Annotated in this window: 16 protein-coding genes; 6 read left to right on the forward strand and 10 right to left on the reverse strand. The window is 72.0% G+C overall.

The window, feature by feature from the left end:
- Positions 1-39: 39 nt before the first annotated feature.
- The 3 genes from alc to AB0N02_RS36830 are packed head-to-tail and all read right to left on the reverse strand — an operon-like array spanning position 40 to position 3301.
- Entirely contained in the window at positions 40-1182 is a 1143-nt protein-coding gene (gene alc, locus AB0N02_RS36820; protein ID WP_363956474.1) for an allantoicase, read from the reverse strand.
- Positions 1179-2519 carry an allantoinase AllB gene (allB, locus tag AB0N02_RS36825; protein WP_363956477.1) on the reverse strand — a complete coding sequence of 447 codons (1341 nt, stop codon included), beginning with the start codon at positions 2517-2519 and terminating at the stop codon, positions 1179-1181. The genes alc and allB overlap by 4 nt, the downstream gene beginning before the upstream one ends.
- On the reverse strand, positions 2519-3301 hold the full coding sequence (locus tag AB0N02_RS36830) for an aspartate/glutamate racemase family protein (protein ID WP_363956480.1): 783 nt from the start codon (positions 3299-3301) through the stop codon (positions 2519-2521). Before AB0N02_RS36830 ends, allB begins: the two co-directional genes overlap by 1 nt.
- Between AB0N02_RS36830 and AB0N02_RS36835 the strand changes: the two genes are divergently transcribed.
- From AB0N02_RS36835 to AB0N02_RS36845, 3 genes are all read left to right on the forward strand, one after another.
- Complete coding sequence (locus AB0N02_RS36835; protein WP_363956483.1) at positions 3252-3503, forward strand: hypothetical protein; 252 nt, start codon at positions 3252-3254, stop codon at positions 3501-3503. The two genes, AB0N02_RS36830 and AB0N02_RS36835, sit on opposite strands and share 50 nt — an antisense overlap.
- Before the next feature lie 66 nt (positions 3504-3569).
- Positions 3570-4238, forward strand: a complete 669-nt coding sequence (locus AB0N02_RS36840) for an FCD domain-containing protein (protein ID WP_363956485.1) — start codon at positions 3570-3572, stop codon at positions 4236-4238.
- Between the two features lie 227 nt (positions 4239-4465).
- A complete protein-coding gene (locus tag AB0N02_RS36845; protein WP_363956488.1) occupies positions 4466-5140 on the forward strand; it encodes an ankyrin repeat domain-containing protein in 675 nt (224 codons plus the stop codon).
- Between the two features lie 69 nt (positions 5141-5209).
- On the opposite strand, the gene AB0N02_RS36850 is transcribed toward AB0N02_RS36845, so the two are convergent.
- A complete protein-coding gene (locus AB0N02_RS36850) occupies positions 5210-5560 on the reverse strand; it encodes a LysR substrate-binding domain-containing protein (RefSeq protein ID WP_363956491.1) in 351 nt (116 codons plus the stop codon).
- Between AB0N02_RS36850 and AB0N02_RS36855 the strand changes: the two genes are divergently transcribed.
- The 3 genes from AB0N02_RS36855 to AB0N02_RS36865 all read left to right on the forward strand — a co-directional run bounded on the left by AB0N02_RS36855 (position 5530) and on the right by AB0N02_RS36865 (position 6828).
- A complete protein-coding gene (locus AB0N02_RS36855) occupies positions 5530-5658 on the forward strand; it encodes a hypothetical protein (RefSeq protein ID WP_363956519.1) in 129 nt (42 codons plus the stop codon). The two genes, AB0N02_RS36850 and AB0N02_RS36855, sit on opposite strands and share 31 nt — an antisense overlap.
- 98 nt (positions 5659-5756) lie before the next feature.
- Positions 5757-6227: a cyanase gene (gene cynS, locus AB0N02_RS36860; protein WP_363956494.1), complete on the forward strand. Its 471-nt coding sequence runs from the start codon at positions 5757-5759 to the stop codon at positions 6225-6227.
- A 133-nt stretch (positions 6228-6360) separates the two neighbouring features.
- Positions 6361-6828, forward strand: a complete 468-nt coding sequence (locus tag AB0N02_RS36865; protein WP_363956497.1) for an SRPBCC family protein — start codon at positions 6361-6363, stop codon at positions 6826-6828.
- A 3-nt stretch (positions 6829-6831) separates the two neighbouring features.
- Here the strand turns inward: AB0N02_RS36865 and AB0N02_RS36870 are convergent, their stop codons facing one another.
- The 6 genes from AB0N02_RS36870 to AB0N02_RS36895 form a co-directional block, all read right to left on the reverse strand.
- Complete coding sequence (locus AB0N02_RS36870) at positions 6832-7590, reverse strand: sulfite exporter TauE/SafE family protein (protein ID WP_363956500.1); 759 nt, start codon at positions 7588-7590, stop codon at positions 6832-6834.
- 317 nt (positions 7591-7907) lie between these two features.
- Complete coding sequence (locus AB0N02_RS36875) at positions 7908-8954, reverse strand: zinc-binding dehydrogenase (RefSeq protein WP_363956503.1); 1047 nt, start codon at positions 8952-8954, stop codon at positions 7908-7910.
- 64 nt (positions 8955-9018) lie between these two features.
- Positions 9019-9918, reverse strand: a complete 900-nt coding sequence (locus tag AB0N02_RS36880; protein ID WP_363956505.1) for an ABC transporter permease — start codon at positions 9916-9918, stop codon at positions 9019-9021.
- 5 nt (positions 9919-9923) lie between these two features.
- Positions 9924-11126 carry an ABC transporter permease gene (locus tag AB0N02_RS36885; RefSeq protein WP_363956507.1) on the reverse strand — a complete coding sequence of 401 codons (1203 nt, stop codon included), beginning with the start codon at positions 11124-11126 and terminating at the stop codon, positions 9924-9926.
- Positions 11123-12946, reverse strand: a complete 1824-nt coding sequence (locus AB0N02_RS36890; protein ID WP_363956509.1) for an ATP-binding cassette domain-containing protein — start codon at positions 12944-12946, stop codon at positions 11123-11125. Before AB0N02_RS36890 ends, AB0N02_RS36885 begins: the two co-directional genes overlap by 4 nt.
- Positions 12915-13988 (reverse strand): BMP family ABC transporter substrate-binding protein, encoded by a 1074-nt coding sequence (locus tag AB0N02_RS36895; RefSeq protein WP_363956512.1) that lies wholly within the window; start codon positions 13986-13988, stop codon positions 12915-12917. Before AB0N02_RS36895 ends, AB0N02_RS36890 begins: the two co-directional genes overlap by 32 nt.
- Positions 13989-14076: the final 88 nt, after the last annotated feature.

The raw sequence follows: 14076 nt of genomic DNA on the forward strand, positions 1-14076 counted from the left end.
ACCGCTGTCTTCTCGTGCGTGGAGCCGGAGCTCTCGAACCTACCGAAGTCCTCCCAGGAAGGCGGAGAGAACCGCCGGGGGCAGTACGTCGCCGGCGGCGAACGGCCGTCGGCGAAGGAGTTCCTCGGCGGATCGAGGGGACACACCGGCCCCGCGAAGCACCTGGACGGCGTGTTCGGCGGGGAGCAGGTCGAGCCAGCGGAGCACGGCCGCCCGGTGGGCGTCGGCGACCAGCTCACCGTGCACCCTGAGCCTGGCCAGGCCGCCGTCGGGGAAGACGTCGAGGCGGACGTGCGTCACAGGCGTGGCCGACACCGAGCGGAGGAGGTGGCGGGTGTCCGGCTGCAGCCGGGTCTTCGGAACCAGGTCGAACCACTCCGCGTCCTCGTCCGGATGATCGGCGCCGGTCCCGCTCAGCGAGGCCCAGCCTGGCGCGTTGCCGACGAAGTACGACGTGTCGATCTCCACCCGGCGGACCCGCCCGCGGGCCGCCAGCCTGATCGTCACGTGGTCGTTGCCGCCGTCGCGGCGACGGGCGTTCTCCCAGCCGTCGCCCATGATCCTGGCCCTGCCGGGCAGCAGCAGCTGCGCCGGCGAGGAGTAGAACGTGTTCGAGCAGTCCACCACGTCTCCCCCGTGCTCCAGCGCGGCCAGGTCGATCGTGCCGTCCAGGAAGCGCGGGTCCGGCACCGGCTCGCCGTGCACCCGGAACCGGGCCACTCCGCCGTCGGGGTAGATGCTCAGCCGGACGTGCGTCCAGCGCCGCCGGTCCGCCACCTCGAACGCGTTCTCGGCGTCGCCCCTGATCGCGCTCTTCCCGACGATCGTCTCCCAGCTCGCCCGCTCCAGTTCGTCCGGTGACGGCGCTCCCTCGACGCTGGCCGCCTCCACCGAGGCGTACGGCGGATAGTTGCCCTTGAACCAGGCGGTGTCGATCACCACACCGTGCACCACGCCGGGGACGCCGAGCCGGACGATCGCGTAGTCGTTCCCGGGCTCGCGCCGGCGGCGAGTCTCCCAGCCGTCGTACACCTTGCCCTTGTGGCCGAAGTCCTCCGTCGAGAACACCGCGGGACCGGCCTTGATCAGGTTCTCCCGCTCGGCGAACAACTCGTCGTTGGCATACACGACACTGCCGGCCAGCGCGCGCGAGGCCAGGTCCGGAAAGCGGGCGAAAGTCATGCTTCTCCTCGGTTGAGCAGCCGGCCCTGCGGCGGGCCGTCGATGTCGATCCGTACGCCGCGCAGCCAGCTGCCGCGGACCACGCCCGTGAGCCTCCGGCCGTGGTAGGGCGTCACGGGGTTGCGGTGGTGCAGCCGGTCCTGGTCGACCGTGAACACCCGGTCGGGCGCGAACACGCAGAAGTCGGCCTGGTGGCCCGGTGCGATCCTGCCCTTTCGGGACAGTCCCGCCACCTCCGCGGGGCGTTCGGCCATCCAGCGCACCACGTCGGCCAGCGTGTGGCCGCGGCGTCTGGCCTCGGTCCACACCGCGGGCAGGCCGAGTTGCAGTGACGCGATGCCGCCCCAGGCGGCGCCGAAGTCACCGCTGTCGAAGCGCTTGAGCTCCGGTGTGCACGGCGAGTGGTCGGAGACCACGCAGTCGATCGTGCCGTCGGCGAGTCCCCGCCAGAGCGACTCGCGGTTGGCCGCCTCGCGGATCGGCGGGCAGCACTTGAACTGGGTGGCTCCCTCGGCGATCTCCTCAGCGCTGAACGTCAGGTAGTGCGGGCAGGTCTCCACGGTGATCCGGACGCCGTCGTGCCGGGCCGAGCGGATCATCGGCAGCGCGTCCGAGCTGGACAGGTGCAGGATGTGCACCCGGCAGCCGGTCCGGCGGGCCAGCTCGATGACGTGCGCGATCGCGAGGTTCTCCGCGCCGCGCGGCCGGGAGCGCAGGAAGTCCCGGTAGCTCGCGCCGTGCGCGGGCGGGGCATGGCCGATCACGTGCGGGTCCTCGGCGTGCACGATCATCAGCGCGTCGAACACCCGGATCGCCCGAAGCGCGTCCGCCAGCTCACCCGGCTCCAGGTGGGGGAACTCGTCCACGCCCGAGTGCAGCAGGAAGCACTTGAATCCGAACACGCCCGCGTCGTGGAGCCCGCGCAGCTCGCGCAGATTGCCCGGTACGGCACCGCCCCAGAAACCGACGTCGACGCACACCTGCCCCTCGGCGGTCTCCCGTTTCACCCGCAGCGCCGCCGCATCGACGGTGGGCGGGACGCTGTTCAGCGGCATGTCGATGATCGTCGTGACGCCGCCGGCCGCGGCCGCCCGGGTGGCGGTCCCGAATCCCTCCCACTCGGTCCGGCCGGGGTCGTTCACGTGCACGTGGCTGTCCACGAGGCCGGGCAGCAGCACCTCGTCGTCACCGAGCTCGATGACCTCGGCGGCCTCGAGATCCGCGTCCAGCGGCTCGACCGCGGCGACCGTCCCGTCCCGCACGCCGATGCTGCGTGCCACCTCTCCGGCGGCGGTGACCACTCGGCGGGCCCTGAACAGCAGGTCCAGCCCGGCCATCAGCCGGCACCTCCATCGCCCCGTCGTCCCTCGTGGACCGGTCGAACGCCGGCTGCGATCCCGGCGGTGATCGGCCACCCGGTCACGGTCTTGGGGCGCGGCGTCCCGTAGGTGCGTACCTTGCTCGTGGTGAGGCCGAGCCGGACGAGCCCTTCGGCGAGGGCGACCGCGGCGGCGACGCCGTCGACGACGGGTACCCCGGTGGCGGCGGTGATCTCCCGGTCGAGGCCGGCCATTCCGCCGCACCCAAGGCAGATCACCTCGGCCCGGTCGTCGTCGACGGCCTTGCGGGCCTGGGCGACGATCGCGTCGACGGCCCGGCCGGGATCCCTCTCGAGTTCGAGGACCGACAATCCGCCGGCCCGGATCGACGCGCACCGGCCGGCCAGCCCGGCGAGCCGCAGCCTGTCCTCGATCTGCGGTACGGCACGGTCCAGCGTGGTGACGACCGAGTACGTGCGTCCGATCAGCATCGCGACCTGTGCGGCCGCCTCGGTGATGTCCACCACGGGGACGTCGAGCAACTCCTGCAGCCCCTCGCGGCCGTGCTCGCCGTACCCGGCCTGGATCACCGCGTCGTACGGCTCGTCGTATCGGACGACCCGGTCCATCACGGCGACCGCCGCCAGGTAGCTCTCGAAGTTCCCCTCCACCGACTCAGGCCCGAACGACGGGGTGAGGCCGACGATCTCGACGCCCGGCGACGCGTACGCCGCGGCCTGGGCGCGGATCGTGTCGGTCATCGACGAGGTGGTGTTCACGTTCACGATCAGGATGCGCATGTCAGCCCCCTGTCCCGCCGCCACGCGCGGCACGCCGTTCCGCCCCGGCCGGTGTCCCGGCGAGGTCCTCGCGGCCGGTCAGGCGGAAGGCGTGGCCGACCCCGTGGTCGGCACACCGCCGGACTTCACCCTGCGAGCGATCTCGAGTATCCGCGCGGTGGAGGCGAATGTCGGTGAACAGAATCTGAGCCATACCGGCTGATCCCCTTAATCTGAGGGCAACATGGCATAGAGTTATCAGACATCAGATGATTAGAGAAGAGGACGAATGCGGCATGTGGGCCGGACCTCCCTCGTCGACTCCGCCATCCACGAACTCCGCCAGGAGATCGCGAGCGGCGTCTGGCCTGTCGGCACCAAGATCCCTACAGAGAGCCGGCTGGCCGAGGCGCTGGGCGTGAGCAGGCTGTCGGTACGCGAGGCCGTCCGCGTGCTCGTCCACGCCGGCCTGCTCACCACCCGTCAAGGCGACGGAACCTATGTCACCGCGACCGACGAAGGCGAGGTGGCGCTCAAGCGCCGCCTGGACCGCGCGGCCACGATGGACATCATCGACGTACGGCGCGGCCTGGACTTCGTGGCGGCCCGGCTCGCCGCCGAACGACGCGAGCCGGCGGACCTCGACGAGCTGAGGAAGGCACTGGAGCGGCGCACCGCCGCTCACCAGGCCGCGGATCTCGACGCGTTCGCCGACGCCGACGTGGACTTCCACCTGTCCGTCGCCGCGGCCTCGCACAACCCCGTGTTGCTGGACCTGTATCGCGGCATGGGCGAGGCGGTGCGCGACACGGTCCACCGCGATCACTGCATGGAACATGCCGCGCTCGGCTCCGACTCCACTCACCAGGACCTGTACGAGGCGATCGAGGCCGGCGACGCGACCGGCGCGGTCACGATCGCACTCGCCATCCTCAACGAGCAGGAGCGCGACCTCTGACGCTCCGGCGGTGCCGCCCGCCGCCTCCCGGCGAGCCGACAGGCAGCACGCCCGGGGCGGGCCAGGAGGGGAACAGGAAAGGAAGAGGTGCCGGCCGGCTCCGCTGAGAAGCCCGACAGGAGCGGCGGCGGGAGGAGGGCTCAAGCATGACACCGACGAAGCGCTGAACCACGCCGGTGTCCCGCCGCCGCGCCGGGTGGCGAGAGCATGGAGGAAGGAGGACGTGGATGAAGCGCCGGGCGATCCCGACCTTCGGGCTCGGCCTGCTGATCGCGGCCTGCGGAGACCGCACGGTGAGAGGAGAGAGGGTGCTCAACGAGGAACTGCTGGCACGCGCCGCACGCGGTGACGCCGCGGGCGTCCGGGACGCGCTCACGTCCGGGGCCGATGTCGAGGCCCGCGACGGGCTCCGCCGCACGGCCCTGCTGCTCGCCGCGGCGGCCGACCACGTCGAGGTCGCCGAGGTGCTGATCGCAGCCGGCGCGGACCCGAACGCGCAGGACTCCAGGCACGACACTCCCTGGCTGGTCACGGGTGTCACCGGAAGCGTCGCGATGCTCAGGGCCCTCCTGCCGGGCAGGCCCGACCTGACCGTGCGCAACCGTTACGGAGGTGTCTCCCTCATCCCCGCCTGCGAGCGCGGGCACGTGGACTACGTCCGCGAGGTGCTGAAGACCGGCATCAAGGTCGATCATGTCAACGACCTCGGCTGGACCGGTCTGCTGGAGGCGATCATCCTCGGCGACGGCGGCCCGCCCCACCAGGAGATCGTCCGTCTGCTCATCGCGGCGGGCGCCGACGTCGACCTCGCCGACCGCGACGGTGTCACCCCGCTCGTCCACGCCGTCGCCAGGGGGCAGACCGCGGTGGCCGGCCTGCTCCGCGCCGCCGGAGCGCACTGACGCACACCGGTGACACAGGTGGGGCGCCGTGAACTCCCCCACAGGGGTGGGGCCGTGCACGTCCGCCGCTCAGGCGGGGGCATAGCCGCGAGTGCGAACGTGGTCGGCGAGGGTGATGCCGAACGCGCGGGCGGCGGCGCTGTGGTACGCGCTTTCGCGCCGCAGCAAGGTGACGGTGCGTGAGGGCAGAGCCGGTTCGAGCGGTGTCGGGCTGAGGTGCGGGTGGTCCTGGGTGACGGCGTCGGGCAGGACGGTGGCGATGGAGCTGCGCTGGACGATCTCGATGAGGGCCTGGATGGAATCGGCCTCCACCACGATGCGGGGGCTGACGCGATATCGTCTGAAGTAGGAGTCGATGTGGCCTCGGGTGGCGAAATCACCGCTGAGGAGTGCGAGCCGATGCCCGGCGACGTCCTGCACGGGCGTCGGTCGGCCCGCACGGCTGGATCTACGACATCGGCACCGGCATCATGGCGGAACTCGACGCCACCGGCCGCCCCTCCGCACTCGCGATCTGATCTTCACGCCGCCATCCGGCGGCTCGGCGTCGACACGCACCACCGGAACCTGCCGTTTCCGCCATCCCGGACCGGCACATGAGAAAGGAAACGTTGTCATGCCACACGCCCAGTTCGACCCCACGGCCCGCCAGGCCCTTGCCATCGTCGCGGTCGAGGCCAAGACCCGCAAGGACCTGACCTGGCAGCAGATCGCCGACGCGGCTGGCCTGTCGGTCGCGTTCGTCACCGCCGCCGTGCTCGGCCAGCACGCCCTGCCCGCGGGCGCGGCGAAGGCGGTCGCCGAACTGCTCGGCCTGGACGACGACGCGGCGATGCTGCTGCAGACCATCCCGACCCGCGGCTCCATCGCCGGCGCGGTCCCCACCGACCCGACCATCTACCGCTTCTACGAGATACTCCAGGTCTACGGCACCACGCTGAAGGCCCTCGTCCACGAGCAGTTCGGCGACGGCATCATCAGCGCGATCAACTTCAGGCTCGACGTGCGGAAGGTCGCCGACCCCGAGGGCGGCGAGCGCGCCGTCATCACCCTCGACGGCAAGTACCTGCCCACCAAGCCCTTCTGATCCGAATCCGTTCTGAACGCGGGACCGGGAGCGGGCCGGGACTCGGCTGATCAGGCCGGCCAGTGACATGAGCCGGTGCCGCTGCCGGACTCCCCGAACGTTTCACCGGAACGCATCGCCTTAGGCTTGACGCATGCCGGGTTTCGAGATCGTCACGCATGTCATGGCACCACCGGAACGGGTCTTCGACATCTCGCTGGACGTGGACGTCCATTCGGCCTCGATGGCGGGTTCCTCCGAGGAGGCGGTCGCCGGCGTGACCGCCGGCGGCCTGAGGCTGGGCGACACCGTTACGTGGCGGGCACGGCACTTCGGCATCCGCTGGCGGATGACCTCCACGATCAGCGCCTACGAACGTCCCGGATATTTCGTCGACGAGCAGGTGTCGGGCCCTTTCAGGCGCTGGTACCACGCTCACCGTTTTCGGCGTGATGACCACGGCGGCACCGTGATGAGCGACATCGTCGAATTCGCCGCACCTCTTGGTCCTCTCGGGAGGGTCGCCGAAACGCTGGCGCTCCGCCACTACATGCCCAGGTTGATTCGGATCCGGAACCGGTACATCAAGCAGGTCGCCGAAACCGCTGTGGCGGGCGGGTGAGGCTCAGGTGAGGGCGAGGGCGACGCCGACCACGGTGCCGACCACGACGATGACGTAGCGGAGCACCGTGGGCGGCAGCCAGCGGGCGATCGTGGCGCCGAGCTGTCCGCCGATCACCGAGCCGACCGCGACGAGCAGGGCCGCTCCCCAGGCCACCTCGGTCGTCAGGGCGTAGAAGACGGCCGCGACGACGTTGACCAGCGCCTGCAGGAGGTTCTTCAGGCCGTTGAGGCGCTGGAGATCCTCGTCGAGGACGCAGGCGAGCAGGGCCATGAGCAGCACGCCCTGGGCGGCGCCGAAGTAGCCGCCGTAGACGCTGACGGCGAAGACCGCCACCGGCAGGCCCCTGGCCAGGGCACCGGACCGTACGGCCGCCGCCCGCCCCGCCAGCCACGGCTGGACCGCCATGAGCAGCGCGGCCAGGAGCACCAGGACCGGCACGACCGCGTCGAAGGCGGCGGGCGGCAGCCTGAGCAGCAGGATCCCGCCGCAGACCGCCCCCAGCGCGGAGGCGACGCCCAGCGGCACCAGCCTGGCGCGCTGGGCCCGCAGCTCGGGCAGGTACGCCAGGGTGCCGCTGATCGAGCCGGGGGCCAGGCCGACGGTGTTGGAGACGTTGGCCACGACCGGAGGGAAACCGAGCGCGACCAGGGTCGGGAACGTGATGAGCGAACCCGACCCGGCGACGGTGTTCACCACGCCGGCGGCCAGGCCCGCGAGCAGCACGGCGAGGGATTCGACGACCGTCAGGCCGGTGAACATCGGGTTGCTCCTTACGACGGCGACCGGCGACCGGCGACGTGATCCCGGTGGGATCCAGGCCAGATCCCGGAAGGGGGGACAGGGGGAAGGGGGAGGAGTGAGGTCCGGCTCCCGGTGAACCCGGTGACCGGTCCGTGGACTCCCGAGCGTGTCAGAAGCCCCGTGAGGCCCCGTGAGGCCCCGTGAGGCCCCGTGAGGCCCCGTGAGGCCCCGGAAGCCGGGAGACCCGGTCCCGGGGAATCCGCCCCGGACCGGAAGGCGGGAAACCCGGTTCCCGGAGGCCCGGCGCGCGGGTGGCCGCGCCGCGGGACGGACGGTCAGGGGGTGAGCAGGATCTTGCCGCAGGCGTCGCCGCTCTCCAGGCGGCGGTGCGCGTCGGCCGCCGCCTCCAGCGGGAACACCGAGTCGATCACGGGTTCGCAGCCGGACGCCCAGTACCACCGCAGCATCTCGCCGAACGTGGCATGGCCGTACGACTCGGAGCCGATGATGGTCAGGGCCCGCTGGTAGGCGTCGACCAGGTTGAAGCTCGCGGTCATCCCGCTGGTGTTGCCGCAGAAGACCAGGCGGCCCCGGCGGCGCAGCGCGTCCAGCGACGTCTGGAAGAGGGCGGGGCCGACGTGGTCGAGCACGATGTCGGCCCCGTGCCCGCCGGTCAGCTCCCGGGTCGCGGCGGCGACGTCCGTCACCCGGTGATCGAGCACGGCGTCGGCGCCGATCTTGGCCATCCGGCGGAGTTTCTCCTCCGAGCCCGAGGTCACCACCGTCCGGGCGCCGAGCCCGCGGGCGATCTGCACGGCCGCGACCGTGATGCCGCTGCCCGCGCCGTGCACCAGCAGGGTCTCCCCCGCCCTCAGCCCGCCCCGGACGACCAGCGCCTGCCAGGCCATGGAGTAGGCGGTGGGCAGGCTCGCGGCCTCCTCCGGCCCGACGTGCGCGGGAACCGGGTGGGTGTGGGTCGCCGGGACCGCGACCAGTTCGGCGTAGCCGCCCTGGCGGGAGCCGCCGACGACGCGCATCGCGCCGCAGTAGACCGAGTCGCCGGCGGCGCACGCCGTACAGGATCCGCAGTGCAGCGCGGGGTCGACCACGACGCGGTCGCCGACGGCGCGCGCGGGCGGCGGGGAGCCGGGGGCGGCGGGGCCGACGGCGACCACGACGCCCGCGACGTCCATGCCGGGGACGTGCGGCAGCGCGAATCCGGGCAGCAGGCCGGGACCGCGCCGCTGGAGCGCGTCCAGGCGGTTGAGCGCGACCGCCTCGACGGCGATCAGCACCTCGCCGGGCCCGGCCACCGGATCGGGCAGCTCGACCGCTTCGAGCACCTCGGGGCCACCGTGCGCGGCGTGCTGGACGGCCTTCACGGGCTCCTCCGTGTCGTGCTGGTCTCCCGAACTCCCCCGTGCCCCCTCGGAGGGGGCACGGCGCTCATGTGATCCCCCGGACGAACGGGGTGCCAAGCGCGGCGGGACCACGCTGACGCTTGGCGAAGAAGGTCATGGCGACCAGGGCCAGCAGGTACGGCGAGGCGATGAGGAACTGGGGGTTGAGCTCGTAGCCCAGGGCGGGCAGGGCCAGGCGCATCGCGTCGGCGGCGCCGAAGACCAGACAGCCGGCGAGCGTGCCCTTGAGGGTCCAGCCGCCGAAGATGACGGCCGCGATCACCATGTATCCGCGCCCGGCGGTCATGTTCTGGTTGAACGTGCCCACCTCGGCCACGGCCAGGTAGGCGCCGCCGAGACCGGCGAGCATGCCGCAGATCATCAGCGCCTCGCGCCTGCGCCGGTTGACGTCGATGCCGGTGACGTCCGCCGACTGCGGGTTCTCCCCCGCGGCCCGCGCCTGCAGTCCCCAGCGGCTGCGGTGCACCAGCCACCAGGCCAGCGGGACCAGCGCGACCAGCAGGTAGGCGGGCCAGCGCTGGGCGAACAGGCCCGGACCGACCAGCGGCAGGTCCGACAGCAGCGGGATCTCCAGCTTGTCCACCTGCCGGGGGACGGTCCTGATCGTCAGGAAGCTGGTCAGGCCGAGCACCAGCACGTTGAGCGTGAGCCCGACGACGTAGGTGTTGACGGCGAGGCGGTGGCTGAAGCAGGCGTGCGTGAAGGCGACCAGCAGGCCGGCCGCGACGCCGCACAGCAGCCCGAGGTCGGCGGAGCCGGTGATCGAGGCTCCCGCGACGGCGGTGAACGCGCCGCCGAGCATCATGGCCTCGACCGAGATGTTCAGGGTTCCGGCCCGCTCGGCGATCCACTCGCCGAGCGCGGCGAACGCCATCGGCACGCTGAGCCGTACGGCGCTGGCCAGGATGAGTTCGAAGCTGTCCATGACCCTCACCTCTCCGCCGGCCTGCGGCGGGAGCGGATCTCGGCGTAGGCCGAGGGGAAGACCGCGGCGAGCACCAGCAGGGCCGTCACGACCGAGACGAGATAGCGGGGCACGCCGGTGGAGGCGAGGAATCCGCCTCCGGCGCGCAGCGCCCCGAAGAAGACGGCCACGGGGATCGCGAGCAGGGGGTGGTTGCGCGCGACCAGGGCCACGAGCAGCCCCTCCCAGCCGACGTTGTCGGCGAACCCGGCCTGGATCCGGTACACGTTGCCGGTGAGCATGACGCCCCCGGCCAGGCCGGCGAACCCGCCGGACAGCAGCAGCGCCCCGCCGCCGAGCGCCGCCGCCCGTACCCCGGTCCTGCGTGCCGCGACCGGGTTGAGGCCGAGCATGCGGAGCCGGAATCCCCATCTGCCGTACTTCAGCAGGAACGCGATCACGCCGGTCACCAGCAGGGCGACGAGCACGCCCCCGCCGAGGTTGAAGTCCGGATACTCGCCGAGGCGCGGCAGCCGCGCCGTCTCGGGGAGCAGGTCGGACTGGGGCGAGAGGATCTGCCCCTTGATCGCGGTCTCCTGGAGCAGGTAGTCGCGGTTCACCGCGAACGAGACGAGCTGCATCGCCGCGAAGACCATCAGCAGCGTGCTGATCACGACGTCCACGCGACGCCAGTAGAACAGCACGGCCGGGACTCCGGCCCAGACGGCTCCGGCGGCGGTGGCGCAGATCAGCGTGAGCGGCAGGATCAGCCAGCCGGGCCCGGGCAGGAACAGCGCGACGGCCGCGCCCGCCATGGCGCCGACGATGAGCTGTCCCTCCTGCCCGATGTTGAAGATGCCGGCGCGGGCGCAGACGATCGCGCCGACGGCGACGAGCAGCAGCGGGGCCGCCTCGTCGATCGTCTGGCCGATCGAGGCGCCTCCTTCGAGGCTGCCCTGGTAGAGGGCCAGGACCGTGTCGGCCATGGAGTGGCCCGCGAGCGTCACCAGGACGGTGGCCGCGGCGAGCGCGACACCGAAGGAGGCCAGGTAGAGCAGCGGTGTTCCGGACCGCAGACCGGCCAGGAGCCCGGCCCGCCACGGCAGGCCCCTGGCCGGTGCCGCCGGGCGGCCCGCGCCGCCGGGACGGTCCGCCGGGGGGGCGGCCCCGGCCGCGAGTGCGGCCGGGACCTCCGTCTCCTTCGGCGACCTGTTCGCTGTCTCGTTCAAGCCGCCTGACCTCCCATCATCATGCCGAGCCGTTCCAGATCGACGTCGGCCCGCGCCATCTCTCCGACGATCGCGCCGCGGTGGATGACCGCGACGCGGTGCGCGAGCGTGAGGATCTCCTCCAGCTCGGTGGACATGAGCAGCACCGCGATGCCCGCCTGGGCCGCCCGGTAGACGCGTTCGGTCATGTACTCGATGGCCCCGACGTCCAGGCCCCGGGTCGGCTGGGCGACGACGAGGACCTTGGGGCCGGCGGCCAGTTCGCGGGCGAGCACGACCTTCTGCTGGTTGCCGCCGGACAGCCGCCGCATGGGCGTGTCCGGCGAGGGGGTGGCGATGGAGAACTCCTCGATCAGCCTCGCGGCCCGCTCGCGCATGCGGCGCGGGCTGACGACGGCCCTGCGGGACACCTCCCCGATGTCGGCCATGACCAGGTTCTCGGCCACGCTCATGTCCAGCACGCAGCCGGAGACGTGCCTGTCCTCGGGCACCACGCCGATCCCGGCGCCGTGCATCGCCCCCGGTCTTCCCGCCGGCACGGCGGAGCCGCACACCTCGACCGATCCGGCGTCGAGTTCGAGCAGGCTGGACAGCAGGTCCCCGAGGGCCGTCTGGCCGTTGCCCTCGACCCCGGCGATGCCGAGGATCTCCCCGGCGCGGACCTCCAGCGACAGCCCGCGCAGCAGCGGGCGTCCGTCGCGGGCGGTGGCGTGGGCGTCGCGGACGCGCAGCCGTACCTCTCCCCGGGGGTCCGCGGCCGCGGCCGCGGTGGGTTCGACCAGCGCGTCCATGGTCCCGACGGCGGACGCGGCGGTCCACTTGGACAGCTCGCGCCCGACCATCTCCCGGGCCAGCTCGCGCACGTCGGTCTCGGCGGTCTCCCGGCGCGCGACCACCGCGCCGGAGCGCATGATCGTCACCCGGTCGGTGGCGTGCAGGATCTCGTCGAGTTTGTGGCTGATCAGGATGACGGTCTTGTGCTCGTCGCGGGTGACCCTGCGCAGCACCGAGAACAGCTCCCGGGACTCGGCGAGGGTCAGCACCGAGGTGGGCTCGTCCAGGATCAGCAGGTCGGGGTCGCGGCGCAGGCACTTGACGAGTTCGACCCGCTGGCGTTCTCCGGTGGACAGGTCCTCGACGTAGGCGTCGGGGTCGACGACCAGACCGTAGCGTTCGGCGACCTCCCGGACCGCGCGCCGCGCCTGGTCGCGGTCGACCCGGCCGCGCTCGCCCAGGGTCACGTTCTCCCACACCCGCATCTGGCCGATGAGGCTGAAGTGCTGGTGCACCATGGAGATGCCGAGTCCGGCGGCGGCCAGCGGGTCGCCGATGTCCACCTCTCTGCCGTCCATGACGATCTGCCCGGAGTCCGGCACGACCAGGCCGGTCAGGATCTTCATGAGCGTGCTCTTGCCGGCGCCGTTCTGGCCGAGGAGGCCGTGGATCTCGCCACGGCGCACGCTCAGGCAGACGTCGTCGCAGGCCACGACGGAGCCGAACCGCTTGGAGACGCCGCGCAGCTCGACCGCCGGGGCCGCGTCCTGCCGAGTCGCGGAGCCGGGGCCGGGAGCCGGGGTCCCGGAGTCCGGGGTCCCGGGGTCCGGGGTCCCGGGGTCCGGGATCCGGGCGTCGAGGGCGGGGGCCGGGGCCGGGACGCCGGGGTTCGCGACCTCGGCGGCCCCGGCGACCTCGACGGCTTCGGGGACCTGTGGCTCCCGGTGCGGGATCCGGTCGTCGGCGTTCATCTGCGCCGGGACCGCGACGGGGTCCGCCGCGGTCCCTCGCCGCTTACCGCGCTCCGTCGACGGCCGCATCGACATCGAGCTTTCCGGTTCCCATGTCCTTCATGACCTGGTCCATGCGGGCCTGCTGGTCGCCTTCCGCGGCGCAGATCTTGACGGTCGGCACCGGGTCGACGCCCATCTTCCACACCCGTGCCGTGCCCATCTTCAGCGTGCCCTTCTGGAAGTCCTCCAGGGCGGCGGCGAAGTAGGCCCCCGGACTGAAGACGACCGAGACGGCGTACTTGGTGGTGGTGTCGGCGCACCGGTCGGTGCCGGGGGTCAGCGCGGGCACGCCGGCGGCGTTGGCCTGCTGGGTGACCGCGTCGGTCGCGCCTCCCAGGTAGGGGTAGACGACCTTGATGCCCTGTGCCTTCTGCGCCTCGAACGCCTCCTTGGCCTTGGCCGAGTCGTCGAAGTCGCCGGTGAAGGTGGTGACCAGCTCGGCCTTCGGGACGACGGCCCGCATGCCGGCCTTGAACGCCTTGGCCGCCTGCTTGGCGAAGTCCAGCTCGGGCCCGGTGATGTAGCCGGCCTTGTCCCCTCCCGACTTCTCCAGCAGCAGTCCGGCCGCGTAGCCGGCCGCGTAGAGAGACTGGTTGACGGTGTCCTGGGACTGGGTGAAGTACTCGTTCTGCTGAACGCCGCCACCGCCGTTGACGTACCAGTTGACCCCCTTGCACTGGGGCTCGGGAGCGGCGGTGAGGGCGTCCTTGAGCTCGCTGGCGGCGATGGCGATCAGGTCGACGCGCTGCCTGCACAGGTTGCGCGCCTGGTTGACCGCGTCCGCCGGGTTGATCTTGTCGAGCGTGCGCACCTCCCAGCCGTTGGTCTTGGCGATGCCGTTCGCGTCGTCGACGAAGCTCTGGTAGTAGCCGTTGTCATGGGTGTCGCCGGGGCTCATGACCCCGATGACGACCTTCCCATCCCCGTTGACGTCCGGCTGCCCTTTGGCTGCGGTGGTGGTGGAGGAGCCGCCCGCCTTTTCCTGCGGCGCCGCGGAGCCGCCGTCACCGCAGGCGGTGAGCAGCAGCGCCGGAGCGACCGCGATCGTCAGGACGGTCCGTGCCGAAATGTTCATCGCGTTGCCTCCAAAGGACGCGCGGGGGGGTGGTTCAGTCTTTGTGCGCCTCGGGCTGGGCGCCCCACTGGATGATCTGGACGTAGTT

The sequence above is a fragment of the Streptosporangium sp. NPDC051022 genome (assembly GCF_040683035.1).
Taxonomy (GTDB): Bacteria; Actinomycetota; Actinomycetes; order Streptosporangiales; family Streptosporangiaceae; genus Streptosporangium.